We start from the raw sequence: 17,204 nt of genomic DNA, 5'->3' as shown, positions 1-17,204 counted from the left end.
AACGAAACGCCCCGCGAACGCGGGGCGTTTTCATTGCTGCCGGCGAAGTTGCGACCGCGAATGCAGCCGCCCTCGACCGCCGATGCTCAACCCGGCGCGACCGGCGCCTTCAGCTGCGCGTGCTTGCGCACGATCAGCATCGCGATCTCCAGCGACTGTTCGTAGTTCAGCCGCGGGTCCACCGTCGAGCGGTAGGCGCGGCCGAGGTCGGTGTCGGTGAGGTCGCGGGCGCCGCCGGTGCATTCGGTGACGTTCTCGCCGGTCAGTTCCAGGTGCACGCCGCCGAGGCGCGTGCCGGCCGCCGCGTGCAGCTCGAAGGCGGTCTCGACCTCGTCGCGGATGTTGGCGAAGCGGCGGGTCTTGTAGCCGTTGCTGGTGGTCTCGGTATTGCCGTGCATCGGGTCGCAGATCCACAGGACGCGGCGCCCCTCGCGGCGCATGGCCTCGAGCAGCGGCGGCAGCTTGTCCGCGATCCTGGCGGCGCCCATCCGGTGGATGAAGGCCAGGCGCCCCGGCTCGTCGTCCGGGTTCAGCCGTTCGGCGAGGCGCAGCAGCTGGTCCGGCGTGAGCGACGGCCCGACCTTCACCGCGACCGGGTTGCGCAGCCCACGGAAGTATTCGACGTGGGCGCCGTCGAGATCGGCCGTGCGCATGCCGATCCACGGGAAGTGCGTCGACAGGTTGAACCAGCCCCACTGCCGCGGCACCTGCCGGGTCAGCGCTTCCTCATACGGCAGCAGCAGCGCTTCGTGCGAGGTGTAGAAGTCGGCGCGCTCGAGGTTGTGCAGGGACTCGCCGGAGATCGTCTCCATGAAGCGCACCGCGTCGCCGACCGCGGCGACCATGCGCGCGTAGTCCGCCGACAGCGGCGAATGCCCGACCCAGCCGAGGTCCCAGTACTCCGGGTGATGCAGGTCGGCGAAGCCACCATCGATCAGCGCGCGGACGAAGTTCATCGTCATCGCCGAACGCGCATGGCCTTTCACCATCCGCCGCGGATCCGGGGTGCGCGCCTCGGCGGTGAAGGCCGGCTGGTTGATGAAATCGCCGCGATAGCTCGGCAGGCTGACGCCGTCGCGTTCCTCGCTGTCGGCGGATCGCGGCTTGGCGTACTGCCCGGCGAAACGGCCGACGCGGACGACGGGAAGGCGCAGGCCGTGCACGAGCACCAGGCTCATCTGCAGCAGCACCTTCAGGCGGTTGGAGATCTGCGCCGACTCGCAGTCGTCGAAACTCTCGGCGCAGTCGCCGCCCTGCAGCACGAAGCGGCGGCCTTCCTGCGCCTCCGCGAGCTGCTTCTTCAGCACGAGGATCTCCCACGACGTCACCAGCGGCGGCAGCCGCCGCAACTCCTGCTGGACGTCGGCCAGCGCCCCGGCGTCCGGATAGACCGGCTGCTGGGTCGCCGGACGCGTGCGCCAGCTGTCCGGCGCCCAGCCCACGGGCAGGGCCACGGTCTGCAGGCCGCGGTCGCCGGCGCTCATCGGACGCGCCTCACACGGAACGCGGCGAACAGCGCCCACACGCCCAGGAGGACGAACCAGATCAGCGCCCACCACGGAATCGACAGGCCGAAGACCGCGTCGACCTTGGCGCACTCGCCGGAGCCCTGCAGCGCCGTCTGCAACGCCTTCAGCGGACCGAACGCGTCGACCATGAAGTCCAGGCTCATGTTCGTGCATTGCGGCACTTCCGATGGCGGCAGCGACTGGATCCAGACGTGGCGCCCGGCGGTGTATCCGCCGAAGCCGGCGGGAACCAGCGCGAGCAGGCCGTAGACGCGACGACCGACGGCCCCCTTCGGGCCATGCAGCGCCCCCAGCAGGAACACGCCACCCAGCACCGCGAACGCCAGCCGCTGCAGCATGCACAGCGGGCACGGCAGCATCAGCATGCCGTGCTCGATGTAGAGCGCGATGCCGATCATTCCCCAGCTCAGCACGGCGCCGAGCAGGAACTGGAGACGGAAGGACCAGGCGAAGGGATTGGCTTTCATCGGCAGCTGCGAAAAGACGTTGTGCTCAGGTTAGCGGACCGCGGTGCGCGCGCGAAGTTTCAGGTGCCGGAAAAACGAAACCCCGGCCGGAGCCGGGGTCGCGCTTGTCTCGGTGTGCCGGCGCGCGGCCGGACTCACTCGGCCGCTTCGGCGACCTGCGGGCGGTCGACGAGTTCGACGTACGCCATCGGCGCGTTGTCGCCGTCGCGGAAGCCGCACTTGAGGATGCGCAGGTAACCGCCCGGGCGGGCCTTGTAACGCGGGCCGAGTTCGACGAACAGCTTGCCGACGGCTTCCTTGTCGCGCAGGCGGGACATCGCGAGGCGGCGGTTGGCGACGCCGTCGGTCTTGCCGATGGTGATCAGCGGCTCGGCGACGCGGCGCAGTTCCTTCGCCTTCGGCAGGGTGGTGCGGATCAGCTCGTGCTTGATCAGCGACGCGGCCATGTTCGAGAACATGGCTTCGCGGTGGGCGCTGGTGCGGCCGAGCTTACGGCCGGATTTCTGGTGGCGCATGGTCGTGGTTCCTTAAATGTTCCGGGCCGGGATCAACCCAGCATGCCCTGCTGCAGACCGGCCGGCGGCCAGTTCTCCAGCTTCATGCCGAGGGAGAGGCCGCGCTGGGCGAGCACTTCCTTGATCTCGGTGAGCGACTTCTTGCCCAGGTTCGGGGTCTTCAGCAGCTCGACCTCGGTGCGCTGGATCAGGTCGCCGATGTAGTAGATGTTCTCGGCCTTGAGGCAGTTGGCCGAGCGCACCGTCAGCTCGAGGTCGTCGATCGGGCGCAGCAGCACCGGATCCACGCCCGTCGTCTGCACCTGCTTGGTGCCGCGCTCGCGCTGGGTGAAGTCACCGAACACCGACAGCTGGTCGGTCAGGATGTCGGCCGCGGTGCGGACGGCGTCCTCGGCGTCGATCGTGCCGTTGGTTTCGATCTCCAGCACCAGCTTGTCCAGGTCGGTGCGCTGCTCGACACGCGCCGCTTCCACGGCGTAGGCGACGCGGCGAACGGGCGAGAACGTGGCATCCAGGACCAGGCGACCGATCGCACGGGACTCTTCGTCCGGGCGGCGGCGATCGGCGGCCGGCTGGTAACCGAAGCCGCGCTCGATCTTCAGGCGCATGTTCAGCGCCGTGTCCTTGGTCAGGTGCGCGATCACGTGGTCGGGATTGACGATCTCGACGTTGTGGTCGGTGCGGATGTCGGCGGCGGTGACGACGCCCGGGCCCTTCTTCTGCAGCGTCAGCGTGGTGTGGTCCACGTTGTGCATGCGGATGGCGACGTCCTTGAGGTTGAGCAGGACTTCGAGCACGTCCTCCTGCAGACCCTCGACGGTCGTGTATTCGTGCAGGACGCCGTCGATCTCGACTTCCGTGATGGCGAAGCCGGGGATCGACGACAGCAGCACGCGGCGCAGGGCGTTGCCCAGCGTGTGGCCGTAGCCGCGCTCCAGCGGTTCGATGACCACTTTGGCGCGGTTGGAGCCGAGTCGTTCGATGTGCGGGCCGCGGGGGCGCAGCACCTGGGTGGCGGTAACCGTCATGGTCAAGGCGTCTCCTGGAGGATTACTTCGAGTACAGCTCGACGATCAGCGCTTCGTTGATGTCCGACGGGAGGTCGGCGCGATCCGGAACTGCCTTGAACACGCCGGCGAACTTCTTGGCGTCGACTTCGCACCAGCTCGGAACCAGGTCCATCTGCTGCGACAGGTTCAGCGCTTCCTGCACGTTGAGGTGCTTCTGGGCGCGCTCGGTGAGCTGGATGTTGTCGCCGGCCTTGACCTGGTACGACGGCAGGTTGACAGCCTTGCCGTTCACCAGCACGCCGCGGTGCGAGACCAGCTGGCGCGCCTGCGGACGGGTGACCGCGAAGCCCATGCGGTAGACGACGTTGTCGAGACGCTGCTCCAGCATCTGCAGGAGCATCTCGCCCGTGTTGCCGCTGCGGGTCGAGGCCTTCTTGTAGTAGTTGCGGAACTGACGCTCCAGCAGGCCGTAGATGCGCTTGACCTTCTGCTTCTCGCGCAGCTGGTTGGCGTAGTCGGACAGCTTGCCGCGCTTGGCGACGGGACCGTGCTGGCCGGGCTTCTGCTCGAGCTTGCACTTCGAGTCGATCGCGCGGGCCGGGGACTTGAGGCTGAGGTCGGCGCCTTCACGGCGCGCGAGCTTGCAGGTGGGACCGATGTAACGAGCCATTTAAGTAGTCTCCTGTTCCCGTTAGACGCGGCGCTTCTTCGGCGGCCGGCACCCGTTGTGCGGGATCGGGGTGACGTCGATGATGTTGGTGATCTTGTAGCCGACGGCGTTCAGCGAACGCACGGCCGACTCGCGACCCGGACCCGGACCCTTGATCCGGACTTCCAGCGTCTTCACGCCGTAGTCGAGCGCGGCCTTGCCGGCCTTCTCGGCGGCGACCTGCGCCGCGAACGGGGTCGACTTGCGGGAGCCGCGGAAACCCGCGCCGCCCGAGGTCGCCCACGACAGGGCGTTGCCCTGGCGGTCGGTGATCGTGACGATGGTGTTGTTGAAAGAAGCCTGGACGTGGGCGATGCCGTCGGTGACGACGCGCTTGATCTTCTTCTTGGGCTTGTTGGCCGGCTTGTTCATTGGGCGTCCTTACTTCTTGATGGCCTTGCGCGGGCCCTTGCGGGTCCGGGCATTGGTGCGGGTGCGCTGGCCGCGCATCGGCAGGCCGCGGCGGTGGCGCAGGCCGCGGTAGCAGCCCAGGTCCATCAGCCGCTTGATCGACATGCCGACCTCACGACGCAGGTCGCCTTCGACCGTGTACTTGGCCACCTCGGCGCGGATGCGCTCGATTTCCGGCTCGGACAGGTCGCGAATCTTGGTCGACGGGGCGATGCCCGCCGCCTCGCAAACCAGCTTCGACCGCGTGCGGCCGATACCAAAGATACTCTGCAGGCCCACCCAGACATGCTTCTGGACAGGCAGGTTGACACCCGCGATGCGCGCCATCAGGCGATCTCCAAAACTAAATTGAGCGCAGTGAATCGGAAATTGTACTAGGGCTCGGGGTTTATTGGTAGCCCGCCGGGTCCATGAAAGACCCGACCGGCTACGGCATGGGGAGTGTGCCCATGCTCCGGCGCCGAACCGACCCTGCCCTGCCCCTTCCTGGGACCGGGCGCCCGCGCTCCTCAAGCGCAGGACGGGGTCGGTTCATCCGCGCGCCAAGCCGCCGCGCGGACCGCCCATCGTTGGCCTCAGCCGCGGGTCAGACCGCGGCTTCCGCCTTTCAGATTCGCCTTCTTCATCAGGCTCTCGTACTGATGCGACGTCAGATGAGCCTGGATCTGGGCGGTGAAATCCATCACCACCACGACCACGATAAGGAGCGAGGTGCCGCCGAAGTAGAACGGGACGTTCCAGAACGCCCGGATCATTTCCGGCAGCAGGCAGACCAGCACCAGGTACAGCGAGCCGATCAGCGTAAGACGGGTCAGCACGCCGTCGATGTAATCGCCGGTCGCCTTGCCCGGGCGGATGCCCGGAACCAGCGCGCCCGACTTCTTCAGGTTGTCGGCGGTCTCCTGCGAATTGAAGACCAGCGCGGTGTAGAAGAACGCGAAGCCGATGATCATGGCCCCGTACAGGATCATGTGCAGCGGCTCGCTCGGCGCGAGCATCTGGCTCAGGTCCTGCAGGCCGGCCATCAGGCGGTCACGCCAGCCGTCGCCCGTCGGCGCTTCCTGACCCGCGAACCACTGCGACATCGTCGCCGGGAACATGATCAGGCTCGACGCGAAGATCGGCGGGATGACGCCGGCCATGTTGAGCTTCAGCGGCAGGTGCGAGCTCTGGTTCATGTAGGCCTGGCGGCCGCCCTGGCGACGCGCGTAGTTCACGGTGATGCGGCGCTGGCCGCGTTCCATGAACACCACGAAGTAGGTCACGCCGAGGATCAGCGCCGCGATGACCAGGATCACCAGCTCGCTGAGCTGGTCACTGGCGACCTGCTGCAGCGTGTTGATGACCGCGCCCGGCAGGCTGGCGACGATACCCGCAAAGATGATCAGCGAGATGCCGTTGCCGATGCCGCGCTCGGTGATCTGCTCGCCGAGCCACATCAGGAAGATGGTGCCCGCGGTCAGCGCGACGATGGCGGTCATCACGAAGCCGGGGCCCGGCTCGTACACGACACCACCCTGGTTCTGCAGCGCCGAAGCGATGCTGCCCGCCTGCACGATCGCCAGCACCACGGCGCCGTAGCGCGAGTACTGGGTCAGCTTGCGGCGGCCGGCCTCGCCTTCCTTCTTCATCGCCTTCCACGGTTCGTACACCTGGCCCATCAGCTGCACGATGATGGACGCCGAGATGTACGGGATGACGTTCAGCGCGAACAGGCTGAAGCGGTTCAGCGCGCCGCCCGAGAACATGTTGAACATGTCCACGATCGTGCCGCGCTGATCCTCCATGAGCCGCAGCATCGCGTCCGGGTCGATGCCCGGGACCGGGATGAAGCTGCCCAGGCGGTAGACGATCAGCGCGAGCAGCACGAACATCAGCCGCTGGCGGAGCTCGGTGAACTTGCCGAGCCCGCCCAGGGCACCCGCAGCAGGAGTGGACTGCGCCAAGGTATTACTCCGTGATGCTGCCGCCGGCCGCTTCGATCGCGGCACGGGCACCAGCGGTGACCAGCACGCCCTTCAGCGTGAACTTCTTGGTCAGCTCGCCCTTCTTGACGACCTTGGCCTGCTTCGCGGTCGACGGGACCAGCTTGGCGGCGCGCAGCGCGGCGAAGTCGATCTCGCCGGCCTCGAGGGTGTCGAGCTTGTACAGCAGCACCTCGGCGGTGTCCTGCTTGATCTTCGAGCGGAAGCCGATCTTCGGCAGGCGACGCTGCATCGGCATCTGGCCGCCTTCGAAGCCCGGCTTGATCTTGCCCTTGCCGGTGCGCGCGAACGAACCCTTGTGGCCGCGGCCAGCGGTCTTGCCGAGGCCGGAACCGATGCCGCGACCGACGCGGACGCGATCCTTGCGGGCGCCGTCGGCGGGCTTGAGAGTGTTGAGCTTCATGTCTGGTTTCCTCCGGGCGCTCAGGACTCGACGCGCACCAGGTAGTGCAGCTGGTTGATCAGGCCGCGGACGGACGGGGAATCCTTCAGCTCACGGACGTCGTTGACCTTGTTCAGGCCGAGCGCCTTCACCGACAGACGGTGACGCGCCTGGGTACCGCGCAGGCCCTTGACCAGGCGGACCTTGATGGTCTTCTCAGCCATTGACGATGTCCTCCAGCTTCTTGCCGCGCTTGGCCGCGATGCGGGCCGGCGAGGTGGTCGCGGTCAGGCCCTTGACCGTCGCGCGGACCAGGTTGATCGGGTTGCGCGAGCCGACGGCCTTCGCGAGCACGTTCTTGACGCCGACCGCCTCGAGCACGGCGCGCATCGCACCGCCAGCGATCACGCCGGTACCCTGCGAGGCCGGCTGCATGAACACGCGCGCCGCGCCGTGGTTGGCCTTGATCGGGTGCCACAGGGTGCCGTCGTTCAGGTCGACCTGCACCATCGACTTGCGCGCGTATTCCATCGACTTCTGGATGGCGACCGGCACTTCGCGCGCCTTGCCGTAGCCGAAGCCGACCTTGCCGGCGCCGTCGCCGACGACCGTCAGCGCGGTGAAGGTGAACTGGCGACCGCCCTTGACGGTCTTGGAGACGCGGTTGACGGCGACCAGCTTCTCGATGAAGCCGTCGTCGCTCTCGCCGCGATTGCGATCGCGTTCGTTGCTGCTCATCTTTCGATTCCTGTTTGAAGGGGTTTGCTTGCGGCTCGTGCCGCTTGTAGTTGTGGTCTTTCGGTCGGGCCGTCACCGGCCCGTTTCAAGCGGGATGCAGCTTAGAACTGCAGGCCACCCTCGCGGGCGGCGTCGGCCAGGGCCTTGATGCGGCCGTGGAAGCGGTAGCCCGAACGGTCGAAGGCGACCTTCTCGACGCCCGCGGCCAGCGCCTTGGCGGCGATGGTGCGGCCGACCTTGGCGGCAGCCTCGACGTTCTTGGTGCCCTTCAGGCCATCCTTGACGTCGGCTTCGACGGTCGACGCCGAAGCGATCACCTTCGAACCGTCGGAGGTGAACAGCTGGGCGTAGATGTGCTGGCCGGTGCGCAGCACCGACAGGCGGGCGACGCCGAGATTGCGGATGTGCGCACGGGTCGACTTGGCGCGGCGCAGGCGGGCGATGTTCTTTTTCATGGTCTCTACCTCGAGGAAGCTGAAGTGCCCGATCAGGCCTTCTTGGCTTCCTTCATGATGATCTTCTCGCCGGCGTAGCGGATGCCCTTGCCCTTGTACGGCTCCGGCTTGCGATACGCGCGGATCTTGGCCGCGACCTCACCCACCAGCTGCTTGTCGGCGCCGGAGACCAGGATCTCGGTCTGCGTCGGGGTCGACAGCGTGATGCCTTCCGGCGCGACGTAGACCGTCGGGTGCGAAAAGCCCAGGCTGAGGTTCAGGTCCTTGCCCTGCATGGCGGCGCGGTAACCGACGCCGACCAGCTCGAGCTTGCGGGTGAAACCCTCGGAAACGCCGTGGACCATGTTGGCCAGGATCGCGCGGGCGGTGCCGGCCATCGGAACATTGGCGGCATCGGCGGCGCTCAGCTGCACCGCACCATCCTCGACCTTGAAGTCGACGCCGGCGGGACGGGCGAAGTTGAGGCTGCCCTTCGGGCCCTTGACGGTGATCTGGTCGTCGGTGGTCTTGAACTCGACGCCCTTCGGCAGCGCGATCGGCTTCTTTGCAACGCGGGACATGGGGCGTGCTCCTTAGGCCACGAGGCAGACGACTTCGCCGCCGATTCCCGCAGCGCGGGCCTGGCGATCGGTCATCAGACCCTGGGAGGTGGAGATGATGGCCACGCCGAGACCGGCGAGCACCTTCGGCAGGTCGTTCTTGCCCTTGTACTGGCGCAGGCCCGAACGGGAGACGCGCTCGAGGCGCTCGATCACCGGCTTGCCTTCGTAGTACTTCAGGGAAACCTCCAGCGTCGCCTTGGCGCCTTCGCCGGAGACGCGGAAGTCGCCGATGTAGCCTTCGTCCTTCAGGACCCTGGCGATCGCCAGCTTCATCTTCGAGGCAGGCATGGAAACCTGCGGCTTGCCGACGGCGAGCGCATTCTTGATGCGCACCAGCATGTCGGCGATGGGATCAGTCATGCTCATTTGATCATTACCTTCTTGGGTTCGAGAGCACCGATATCCGCGCATCCCCCGCGAACGGGGGACGGGCGATTACCAGCTGGCCTTGCGCAGGCCGGGGACGTCGCCGCGCATGGTCGCTTCGCGCAGCTTGTTGCGGCCCAGGCCGAACTTGGCGTACACGCCGCGCGAGCGGCCGGTCATGGCGCAGCGGTTGCGGACGCGGCTCGGGCTCGAGTCGCGCGGCAGCTTCTGCAGCTTGGTCGCAGCGTCCATCTTGTCCTCGTAGGACGCGGTGGCGCTGCTGATGATCTTCTTCAGTTCAGCGCGCTTGGCGGCGAACTTCGCGACGAGCTTCTTGCGCTTGACGTCGCGATTCACCATCGAAGTCTTGGCCATCTTGGTCGATCCTCGGAATCAGTTGCGGAACGGGAAGTTGAAGGCCTCGAGCAGCGCCCTCGCCTCGTCGTTCGTCTTCGCCGTCGTGGTGATGGCGATGTCCATGCCGCGGATGGCGTCGACGGCGTCGAAGTCGATCTCAGGGAAGATGATCTGTTCCTTGACGCCCATGTTGAAGTTGCCGCGGCCGTCGAACGAGCGGCCCGAGACGCCGCGGAAGTCGCGGACGCGGGGCAGCGAGATGTTGATCAGACGGTCCAGGAACTCGTACATCTTCGCACGGCGCAGGGTGACCTTGCAGCCGATCGGCCAGCCGTCACGGATCTTGAAGCTCGCGACGGAGACGCGGGCGTTCGTCGTGATCGGCTTCTGGCCGGCGATCCTGGTCATGTCCGCGACGGCATTTTCCAGGATCTTCTTGTTGCCCACCGCCTCGCCCACGCCCATGTTCAGCGTGATCTTGGAAATGCGCGGCACTTCCATGACGTTCTTGTAACCGAAGCGTTCGATCATCTTCGGTACGACGGTTTCCTTGTAGATCTTTTCGAGACGGGTGCTCATTGCATCATTCCTCAGGCGTCGATCGCCTCACCGCTCGAGCGGAACACACGCACTTTGCGTCCATCCTCGAGCACCTTGAAACCAACGCGCTCGCCCTTGCCCGAAGCCGGGTTCAGCAGCATGACGTTGGAGATGTGGATCGGCGCCTCCTTCTCGACGATGCCGCCGGCGATGCCCGCCTGCGGATTCGGCTTGGTGTGGCGCTTGACCATCTTGATGTTCTCGACGAAGACGCGGTCGCCGGCGACGCGAGTCACCTGGCCCTTCTTGCCCTTGTCGGAACCGGCGATCACGATCACCTGGTCGCCCTTGCGGATACGGTTCATGTCCTGTCCTTCCCTCAGATCACTTCGGGAGCGAGCGACACGATCTTCATGAACTTCTCGGAACGAAGCTCACGGGTCACGGGCCCGAAGATGCGGGTGCCGATCGGCTCCTGCTTGTTGTTCAGCAGAACGGCCGCGTTGCCGTCGAAACGGATCAGCGAGCCGTCCGGACGGCGGACGCCCGAGCGGGTGCGGACGACGACGGCGTCGTAGACCTCGCCCTTCTTGACCTTGCCGCGCGGGATCGCGTCCTTGACGGTCACCTTGATGATGTCGCCGATGTGCGCGTACCGGCGCTTGGAGCCGCCGAGCACCTTGATGCACATCATTTCCTTGGCGCCGGAATTGTCGGCGGCCTCGAGGTAGCTCTGTACCTGGATCATTTCGTGGCCTCCTTACTTCGCCGCGCGCGTGACGACTTCGACGACGCGCCAGTTCTTCGTCTTGGACAGCGGCCGGCACTCGGCGACGCGGACGACGTCACCTTCGTTGCAGCTGTTGTCCTCGTCGTGCGCGTGCAGCTTGGTCGAACGCTTGATGTACTTGCCGTACAGCGCGTGCTTGACCTGGCGCTCGACGAGCACGGTGACGGTCTTGTCCATCTTGTTGCTGACGACGCGGCCTTCGACCGTGCGCAGCTGTTCGTTGTTGTCGCTCATGGCTCGCCCTTACTTCTTCGCGGACAGCAGGGTCATCGTGCGCGCGATCTCGCGACGAACCCGCTTGATGTTGTGGGGCTGACCCAGCTGGCCGGTCGCCTTCTGCATGCGCAGGGCGAACTGCTCCTTGTGCAGGTCCAGCAGATGCGCCTTCAGCTCGGCGGCCGACTTCTCACGCAGTTCCTTGAGTTCCATATCAGCGCACCGTCCGGGTCACGAAAGTGGTGGTCACCGAGAGCTTGGCGGCAGCCAGGCGGAAGGCCTCGCGCGCGGTCGCCTCGTCGACGCCCTCGATCTCGTAGATCACGCGGCCGGGGGCGATCTGCGCCACCCAGTACTCGACGTTGCCCTTACCGGCGCCCATTCGGACTTCGATCGGCTTCTTGGTGATCGGCTTGTCCGGGAACACGCGGATCCACATCTTGCCGCCGCGCTTGACGTAGCGGCTGATCGAGCGGCGGGCCGCCTCGATCTGGCGCGCGGTCAGCTGGCCGTGCGAGGTGGCCTTCAGGCCGTACTCGCCGAAGCTGACGGCCGAGCCGTTCCAGCTCAGGCCGTCGTTGCGGCCCTTGAAGACCTTGCGGTACTTGGTTCGCTTGGGTTGCAGCATGGCCGATTACCTCGCGTCCTTGGCGGCCTGGCGGGACGGGCGCTCGTTGCGCTCTTCCTGCTTCTCCTGGCCGACCTGGCTGAAGTCGAAGACTTCGCCTTTGTAGATCCACACCTTCACGCCGATGATCCCGTAGGTCGTCGACGCCTCGGCGAAGCCGTAGTCGATGTCCGCACGCAGGGTGTGCAGCGGCACGCGACCTTCGCGGTACCACTCCGAACGGGCGATCTCGGCGCCGTTCAGGCGGCCGGCGACGTTGACCTTGATGCCCAGCGCGCCGAGGCGCATCGAGTTGCCGACGGCGCGCTTCATCGCGCGGCGGAACATGATGCGGCGCTCGAGCTGCTGCGCGATCGACTCGGCGACCAGCTGCGCGTCGAGCTCCGGCTTGCGGACCTCGGCGACATTGATGTGCGCCGGAACGCCCATGATGTCGGAGACTTCCTTGCGCAGCTTCTCGATGTCCTCACCGCGCTTGCCGATCACCACGCCCGGGCGGGCGGAGTGGATCGTGACGCGGGCGGACTTCGACGGCCGCTCGATCAGGATCTTGGAGATGCCCGCCTGCGCCAGCTTCTTGCGCAGCATCTCGCGGACCTTCAGGTCGGACGTGAGGTACTGGGCGTAGTCGCGCTTGTTGGCGAACCACTTGGAATTCCAGTCCTTGGCGATGCCCAGGCGGATTCCGGTCGGATGAACTTTGTGACCCATAGTCTTCGTCCCTGCCTTACTTGCCCGAGCCCACGACCACGGTGATGTGGCTCGTACGCTTGAGGATGCGGGTGCCGCGGCCCTTGGCGCGGGCCATGAAGCGCTTCAGCACCGGGCCCTCGTCGACCATGATGGTCGCGACCTTGAGCTCGTCGATGTCGGCGCCGAGGTTGTTTTCGGCATTCGAGATGGCGGACCACAGGACCTTGCCGATCAGGTGGGCAGCCTTCTTGTCGGAGAACTTGAGCAGCTCGTGGGCGCGGGACGCCTGCATGCCGCGAACCTGGTCGGCGACCAGGCGCGCCTTCTGCGGCGAGATCCGGGCCGTGCGGAGAATGGCTTTGGCTTCCATAGTCATTGCTCCTTACTTGCCCGACTTCTTGTCGCCGCCATGACCCTTGAAGGTCCTGGTGAGGGCGAACTCGCCGAGCTTGTGGCCGACCATGTTCTCGTTGATGAGAACCGGGATGTGGACCTTGCCGTTATGGATGGCGATGGTCAGACCGACCATCTCCGGCAGGATCATCGAACGACGCGACCAGGTCTTGATCGGCTTCTTGCTGCTGCCCTGCGCGGCCTCCACCTTCTTGACGAGGTGGTGGTCGATGAAGGGACCTTTCTTGAGAGAGCGTGCCATGGCCTATCAACCCCTACGGTCGCGCACGATGAACTTCTGGGTGCGCTTGTTCTTGCGAGTCTTGTAACCCTTGGCCGGCGTGCCCCACGGGGACACCGGATGCGGATTGCCCTGTCCAGCCTTCGCCTCACCACCACCGTGCGGGTGGTCGACCGGGTTCATGGCGGCGCCGCGCACGGTCGGCTTGACGCCGCGCCAGCGCTTCGCACCCGCCTTGCCCAGCTTCTCGAGGTTGTGCTCGACGTTGCCGACCTCGCCGATCGTCGCGCGGCAGTCGGCCGGCACCTTGCGCATCTCGCCGGAGCGGAGACGCAGGGTGGCGTAGCCGCCGTCGCGGGAGATCAGCTGGGCGCCGGCGCCGGCGGCACGCGCCAGCTGGGCGCCGCGACCGGGCTTCATCTCGATGCAGTGCACCGTCGAACCGACCGGCATGTTGCGCAGCGGCAGGCTGTTGCCGGTCTTGATCGGCGCATCCTTGCCCGCGATCACCTGGTCGCCCTGCGCCAGGCCCTTCGGAGCGATGATGTAACGGCGCTCACCGTCGGCGTAGCACAGCAGCGCGATGTGCGCGGTGCGGTTCGGATCGTACTCGAGGCGCTCGACGCGGGCCGGGATGCCCTCCTTGTCGCGCTTGAAGTCGATGATGCGGTAGTGCTGCTTGTGACCACCGCCGATGTGGCGGGTGGTGATGCGGCCGTGGTTGTTGCGGCCACCGGTCTTGCTCTTCTTCTCGACGAGCGATTCCAGCGGGCCGCCCTTGTGCAGGCCGGCGGTGGAGACGCGCACCATGGCGCGGCGGCCAGGCGACGTCGGCTTGAAAGTCATCAGTGCCATGGGATCAGCCTCAGGCCTTGGCCATCACGTCGATCGACTGGCCTTCGGCCAGGCGAACGTATGCCTTGCGCCAGTCGCCACGGCGGCCGGCACGGTTGCGGAAGGACTTGGTCTTGCCCTTCACATTGACCACGTTGACGGCTTCGACCTTGACGTTGAACAGCGACTCGACGGCGGACTTGACGTCGGCCTTGGTCGCCGTCTTCGCCACTTCGAAGACGTACTGGTTGCTCAGTTCCTGCAGCCGCGCGGTCTTCTCGGAGACGCGCGGGGCGCGGATCACGCCGAGGACGTTGATGTTGCTCATGCCAGCCACTCCTCGATCTTCTTGACCGATTCGGCGGTCATGATCACGGTGCCGGCGCCGACCAGGGCCACCGGATCGATGGTCTGGGCGTCGCGCACCTGGACGTACGGGATGTTGCGCGCGGCGAGGTACAGCGCATCGCTCGGCTCCTCGCTGACGATCAGCGGGCGCTCGGCCTGCATCTCGGCGAGTTTGGCGACCAGCGCCTTGGTCTTCGGCTCGGCGACGTCGAACGCGTCGACGACCTTGAGGCGACCCTGGCGGTTCAGCTCGGAAATGATCGCGGCGACGGCGGCGCGATACATCTTGCGGTTGACCTTCTGCGCGAAGCTGCGCGGCTTCGCCGCGAACGAGACACCACCACCGACGAAGATCGGCGCACGGTAGTCACCGTGACGGGCACCACCGCCCTTCTGCTTCTTGAACTTCTTGGTCGTGCCGGAGACTTCCGAGCGCGTCAGCTGGGCCTTGGTGCCTGCACGGCCGGCGTTGCGGTAGGCAACGACCACCTGATGCACCAGATCCTCGCTGAATTCACGACCGAAGACGGCGTCGGAGACCGACAGCGTCTGGCCGCTTCCAATGACGGCGAGTTCCATGTTTCCTGCTCCTTAACCCTTGCTCGCCGGACGGACGACGACGTCGCCGCCCGGGGCGCCCGGAATCGAACCCTTCACCGCGATCAGGCCGCGCTCGGCGTCGACCTTGACCACTTCCAGGTTCTGCATGCTCTGCTGCACGGCACCCATGTGGCCGGCCATCTTCTTGCCCGGGAACACGCGACCCGGCGTCTGGCGCTGGCCGATGGAGCCCGGCGAGCGGTGCGACAGCGAGTTACCGTGGGTGGCGTCGCCCATCTTGAAGTGGTGACGCTTGATGGTGCCCTGGAAGCCCTTGCCCTTGGTGACACCCGCCACGTCGACGAGCTGGCCGACGCTGAAGATGTCCGCCTTGATCTCGGCGCCGACTTCGAACTTGCCGGCATCCTCGTCGGCGATGCGGAACTCCCAGAGACCGCGACCGGCCTCGACCTTCGCCTTCGCGAAGTGGCCCGCCTGCGGCTTGTTCACCAGCGAGGCGCGCTTGTTGCCGGCGGTGATCTGCACGGCGGCGTAACCGTCGTTCTCGACGGTCTTGATCTGGGTGATGCGGTTCGGGGTGGCCTCGATCACCGTGACCGGGATCGAACGCCCGTCATCGGTGAACAGGCGGCTCATGCCGGCCTTGCGGCCCACGATGCCGATGGTCTTGATCGTCATGGTCGTCGCCTCAGGTCAGCTTGATCTGGACATCGACGCCGGCCGCGAGCTCGAGCTTCATCAGCGCGTCCACGGTCTTGTCGTTGGGGTCGACGATGTCGAGCACGCGCTTGTGCGTGCGGGTCTCGTACTGGTCGCGCGCGTCCTTGTCGACGTGCGGCGACACCAGCACGGTGTAGCGTTCGATCTTGGTCGGCAGCGGGATCGGGCCGCGCACCTGCGCGCCGGTCCGCTTGGCCGTCTCCACGATTTCGGAGGCCGAGCGATCGATGAGGCGATGATCGTAGGCCTTGAGCCGAATCCGGATCTTCTGGTCCGCCATGGCGATGTCCTTGTTGCGGTAAAGAGCGTCGGAATCAGGGGCCTGGGGCCCTGGTTCCCGTGGAAAACAAACTCGGCGGATCGTTTCCGATCCACCGAGCCGAAAATTCTAGCCTGTAAGTGATCGCCCCGTCAATGCGGAGCCGCTCATCGAACTGGCTTCGACCCTCCTGGTCGCGAACACGAGGAACATCCTGTCCCTCATTTCGGTATGTTCGGTCGCCCACATGGGGCGACCGGGCCGCGCATTATAGGCTTACTTGATGACCTTGGCAACCACGCCGGCGCCGACGGTGCGGCCACCCTCGCGGATCGCGAAGCGCAGGCCCTCGTCCATCGCGATCGGGGCGATCAGCGTCACCACCATCTTGATGTTGTCGCCCGGCATGACCATTTCGACGCCTTCCGGCAGCTGCACCGCACCGGTCACGTCCGTCGTGCGGAAGTAGAACTGCGGGCGGTAGCCCTTGAAGAACGGGGTGTGGCGGCCGCCCTCGTCCTTCGACAGCACGTACACCTCGGCCTCGAACTCGGTGTGCGGGGTGATCGAGCCCGGCTTGGCCAGCACCTGGCCACGCTCGACTTCGTCACGCTTGGTGCCGCGCAGCAGCAGACCGGCGTTGTCGCCCGCCTGGCCCTGGTCGAGCAGCTTGCGGAACATCTCCACGCCGGTGACCGTCGTCTTGACCGTCGGGCGGATGCCGACGATCTCGATTTCGTCGCCGACCTTGATGATGCCGCGCTCGATGCGGCCCGTGACCACCGTGCCGCGACCCGAGATCGAGAACACGTCCTCGACCGGCATCAGGAACGGCTTGTCGACGTCACGCTGCGGCTCCGGAATCCAGGTGTCCAGCGCGTCCACCAGCTTCAGGATCGACGGCACGCCGATGTCCGACTGGTCGCCTTCCAGCGCGGCGCGCGCCGAGCCGGTCACGATCGGGGTGTCGTCGCCCGGGAAGTCGTACTTGCTCAGCAGCTCGCGGACTTCCATCTCCACCAGCTCCAGCAGCTCGGCGTCGTCCACCAGGTCCGCCTTGTTCAGGTAGACCACGATGTACGGCACGCCGACCTGGCGGGCCAGCAGGATGTGCTCGCGCGTCTGCGGCATCGGGCCGTCGGCGGCCGAGCACACCAGGATCGCGCCGTCCATCTGCGCCGCACCCGTGATCATGTTCTTCACGTAGTCGGCGTGGCCCGGGCAGTCCACGTGCGCGTAGTGGCGGGTCGGGCTCTCGTACTCGACGTGCGCCGTCGAGATCGTGATGCCGCGCGCCTTCTCTTCCGGCGCCGCGTCGATCTGGTCGTAGGCCTTGAACTCGCCGCCGAAACGCTCCGCGCCGATCTTCGTCAGCGCCGCGGTCAGCGTGGTCTTGCCGTGGTCGACGTGACCGATGGTGCCGACGTTCACGTGCGGCTTGGTGCGCTCGAACTT

The 17,204-nt window shown here is 66.2% G+C and carries 30 protein-coding genes; all 30 read right to left on the bottom strand.

The window, feature by feature from the left end:
* Window positions 1-86 precede the first annotated feature (86 nt).
* Entirely contained in the window at window positions 87-1,484 is a 1,398-nt protein-coding gene (locus K311_RS0100155; RefSeq protein WP_051239333.1) for a class II 3-deoxy-7-phosphoheptulonate synthase, read from the bottom strand.
* A complete protein-coding gene (locus tag K311_RS0100150) occupies window positions 1,481-1,996 on the bottom strand; it encodes a disulfide bond formation protein B (protein ID WP_026815623.1) in 516 nt (171 codons plus the stop codon). Before K311_RS0100150 ends, K311_RS0100155 begins: the two co-directional genes overlap by 4 nt.
* Window positions 1,997-2,130: 134 nt before the next feature.
* Window positions 2,131-2,511, bottom strand: coding sequence for a 50S ribosomal protein L17 (gene rplQ, locus K311_RS0100145; RefSeq protein ID WP_026815622.1), 381 nt, complete (start codon window positions 2,509-2,511; stop codon window positions 2,131-2,133).
* A gap of 32 nt (window positions 2,512-2,543) precedes the next feature.
* A complete protein-coding gene (locus K311_RS0100140) occupies window positions 2,544-3,539 on the bottom strand; it encodes a DNA-directed RNA polymerase subunit alpha (RefSeq protein ID WP_026815621.1) in 996 nt (331 codons plus the stop codon).
* Between the two features lie 22 nt (window positions 3,540-3,561).
* Window positions 3,562-4,191 (bottom strand): 30S ribosomal protein S4, encoded by a 630-nt coding sequence (gene rpsD / locus K311_RS0100135; protein ID WP_026815620.1) that lies wholly within the window; start codon window positions 4,189-4,191, stop codon window positions 3,562-3,564.
* A gap of 21 nt (window positions 4,192-4,212) precedes the next feature.
* Window positions 4,213-4,602: a 30S ribosomal protein S11 gene (rpsK, locus tag K311_RS0100130; RefSeq protein ID WP_026815619.1), complete on the bottom strand. Its 390-nt coding sequence runs from the start codon at window positions 4,600-4,602 to the stop codon at window positions 4,213-4,215.
* A gap of 9 nt (window positions 4,603-4,611) precedes the next feature.
* On the bottom strand, window positions 4,612-4,968 hold the full coding sequence (gene rpsM / locus K311_RS0100125; protein WP_026815618.1) for a 30S ribosomal protein S13: 357 nt from the start codon (window positions 4,966-4,968) through the stop codon (window positions 4,612-4,614).
* A 248-nt stretch (window positions 4,969-5,216) separates the two neighbouring features.
* On the bottom strand, window positions 5,217-6,515 hold the full coding sequence (secY, locus tag K311_RS0100120) for a preprotein translocase subunit SecY (RefSeq protein ID WP_425476562.1): 1,299 nt from the start codon (window positions 6,513-6,515) through the stop codon (window positions 5,217-5,219).
* 76 nt (window positions 6,516-6,591) lie between these two features.
* On the bottom strand, window positions 6,592-7,029 hold the full coding sequence (rplO, locus tag K311_RS0100115) for a 50S ribosomal protein L15 (protein WP_026815616.1): 438 nt from the start codon (window positions 7,027-7,029) through the stop codon (window positions 6,592-6,594).
* 20 nt (window positions 7,030-7,049) lie between these two features.
* Window positions 7,050-7,232 (bottom strand): 50S ribosomal protein L30, encoded by a 183-nt coding sequence (rpmD, locus tag K311_RS0100110; RefSeq protein WP_026815615.1) that lies wholly within the window; start codon window positions 7,230-7,232, stop codon window positions 7,050-7,052.
* Entirely contained in the window at window positions 7,225-7,746 is a 522-nt protein-coding gene (gene rpsE, locus K311_RS0100105; RefSeq protein ID WP_026815614.1) for a 30S ribosomal protein S5, read from the bottom strand. Before rpsE ends, rpmD begins: the two co-directional genes overlap by 8 nt.
* A 101-nt stretch (window positions 7,747-7,847) precedes the next feature.
* On the bottom strand, window positions 7,848-8,201 hold the full coding sequence (gene rplR / locus K311_RS0100100) for a 50S ribosomal protein L18 (RefSeq protein ID WP_026815613.1): 354 nt from the start codon (window positions 8,199-8,201) through the stop codon (window positions 7,848-7,850).
* Window positions 8,202-8,233: 32 nt separating this feature from the next.
* Window positions 8,234-8,761, bottom strand: coding sequence for a 50S ribosomal protein L6 (rplF, locus tag K311_RS0100095; protein ID WP_026815612.1), 528 nt, complete (start codon window positions 8,759-8,761; stop codon window positions 8,234-8,236).
* 12 nt (window positions 8,762-8,773) lie between these two features.
* On the bottom strand, window positions 8,774-9,169 hold the full coding sequence (gene rpsH / locus K311_RS0100090) for a 30S ribosomal protein S8 (protein ID WP_026815611.1): 396 nt from the start codon (window positions 9,167-9,169) through the stop codon (window positions 8,774-8,776).
* Window positions 9,170-9,238: 69 nt separating this feature from the next.
* Window positions 9,239-9,544: a 30S ribosomal protein S14 gene (rpsN, locus tag K311_RS0100085; protein WP_026815610.1), complete on the bottom strand. Its 306-nt coding sequence runs from the start codon at window positions 9,542-9,544 to the stop codon at window positions 9,239-9,241.
* Window positions 9,545-9,562: 18 nt separating this feature from the next.
* A complete protein-coding gene (gene rplE / locus K311_RS0100080; RefSeq protein WP_026815609.1) occupies window positions 9,563-10,105 on the bottom strand; it encodes a 50S ribosomal protein L5 in 543 nt (180 codons plus the stop codon).
* 11 nt (window positions 10,106-10,116) lie between these two features.
* The gene (gene rplX / locus K311_RS0100075; RefSeq protein ID WP_026815608.1) at window positions 10,117-10,431 is read right to left on the bottom strand and encodes a 50S ribosomal protein L24; all 315 of its coding nucleotides are present in this window, start codon (window positions 10,429-10,431) and stop codon (window positions 10,117-10,119) included.
* 14 nt (window positions 10,432-10,445) lie between these two features.
* Complete coding sequence (gene rplN / locus K311_RS0100070) at window positions 10,446-10,814, bottom strand: 50S ribosomal protein L14 (RefSeq protein ID WP_026815607.1); 369 nt, start codon at window positions 10,812-10,814, stop codon at window positions 10,446-10,448.
* 12 nt (window positions 10,815-10,826) lie between these two features.
* Complete coding sequence (gene rpsQ, locus K311_RS0100065; RefSeq protein WP_026815606.1) at window positions 10,827-11,090, bottom strand: 30S ribosomal protein S17; 264 nt, start codon at window positions 11,088-11,090, stop codon at window positions 10,827-10,829.
* Between the two features lie 9 nt (window positions 11,091-11,099).
* Window positions 11,100-11,285 (bottom strand): 50S ribosomal protein L29, encoded by a 186-nt coding sequence (rpmC, locus tag K311_RS0100060; protein WP_026815605.1) that lies wholly within the window; start codon window positions 11,283-11,285, stop codon window positions 11,100-11,102.
* 1 nt (window position 11,286) lies between these two features.
* Complete coding sequence (gene rplP, locus K311_RS0100055) at window positions 11,287-11,700, bottom strand: 50S ribosomal protein L16 (protein ID WP_026815604.1); 414 nt, start codon at window positions 11,698-11,700, stop codon at window positions 11,287-11,289.
* A 6-nt stretch (window positions 11,701-11,706) separates the two neighbouring features.
* A complete protein-coding gene (rpsC, locus tag K311_RS0100050) occupies window positions 11,707-12,411 on the bottom strand; it encodes a 30S ribosomal protein S3 (RefSeq protein WP_026815603.1) in 705 nt (234 codons plus the stop codon).
* A gap of 16 nt (window positions 12,412-12,427) precedes the next feature.
* Window positions 12,428-12,763 (bottom strand): 50S ribosomal protein L22, encoded by a 336-nt coding sequence (rplV, locus tag K311_RS0100045; protein ID WP_026815602.1) that lies wholly within the window; start codon window positions 12,761-12,763, stop codon window positions 12,428-12,430.
* A 12-nt stretch (window positions 12,764-12,775) separates the two neighbouring features.
* Window positions 12,776-13,048, bottom strand: a complete 273-nt coding sequence (rpsS, locus tag K311_RS0100040; RefSeq protein ID WP_026815601.1) for a 30S ribosomal protein S19 — start codon at window positions 13,046-13,048, stop codon at window positions 12,776-12,778.
* A gap of 6 nt (window positions 13,049-13,054) precedes the next feature.
* Window positions 13,055-13,882: a 50S ribosomal protein L2 gene (rplB, locus tag K311_RS0100035; protein ID WP_026815600.1), complete on the bottom strand. Its 828-nt coding sequence runs from the start codon at window positions 13,880-13,882 to the stop codon at window positions 13,055-13,057.
* A gap of 10 nt (window positions 13,883-13,892) precedes the next feature.
* Entirely contained in the window at window positions 13,893-14,189 is a 297-nt protein-coding gene (gene rplW / locus K311_RS0100030; RefSeq protein ID WP_026815599.1) for a 50S ribosomal protein L23, read from the bottom strand.
* A complete protein-coding gene (rplD, locus tag K311_RS0100025; RefSeq protein ID WP_026815598.1) occupies window positions 14,186-14,788 on the bottom strand; it encodes a 50S ribosomal protein L4 in 603 nt (200 codons plus the stop codon). Before rplD ends, rplW begins: the two co-directional genes overlap by 4 nt.
* A gap of 12 nt (window positions 14,789-14,800) precedes the next feature.
* Entirely contained in the window at window positions 14,801-15,448 is a 648-nt protein-coding gene (gene rplC / locus K311_RS0100020; protein ID WP_026815597.1) for a 50S ribosomal protein L3, read from the bottom strand.
* 10 nt (window positions 15,449-15,458) lie between these two features.
* A complete protein-coding gene (gene rpsJ / locus K311_RS0100015) occupies window positions 15,459-15,770 on the bottom strand; it encodes a 30S ribosomal protein S10 (protein WP_022968186.1) in 312 nt (103 codons plus the stop codon).
* A 255-nt stretch (window positions 15,771-16,025) separates the two neighbouring features.
* A partial coding sequence (gene tuf / locus K311_RS0100005) for an elongation factor Tu (protein ID WP_026815596.1) occupies window positions 16,026-17,204 on the bottom strand: 1,179 nt, incomplete at its 5' end.

It is taken from the genome of Arenimonas composti TR7-09 = DSM 18010 (assembly GCF_000426365.1).
In the GTDB taxonomy this organism is placed as follows: domain Bacteria; phylum Pseudomonadota; class Gammaproteobacteria; order Xanthomonadales; family Xanthomonadaceae; genus Arenimonas; species Arenimonas composti.
This window is presented reverse-complemented; position numbering and strand designations above follow the sequence as displayed.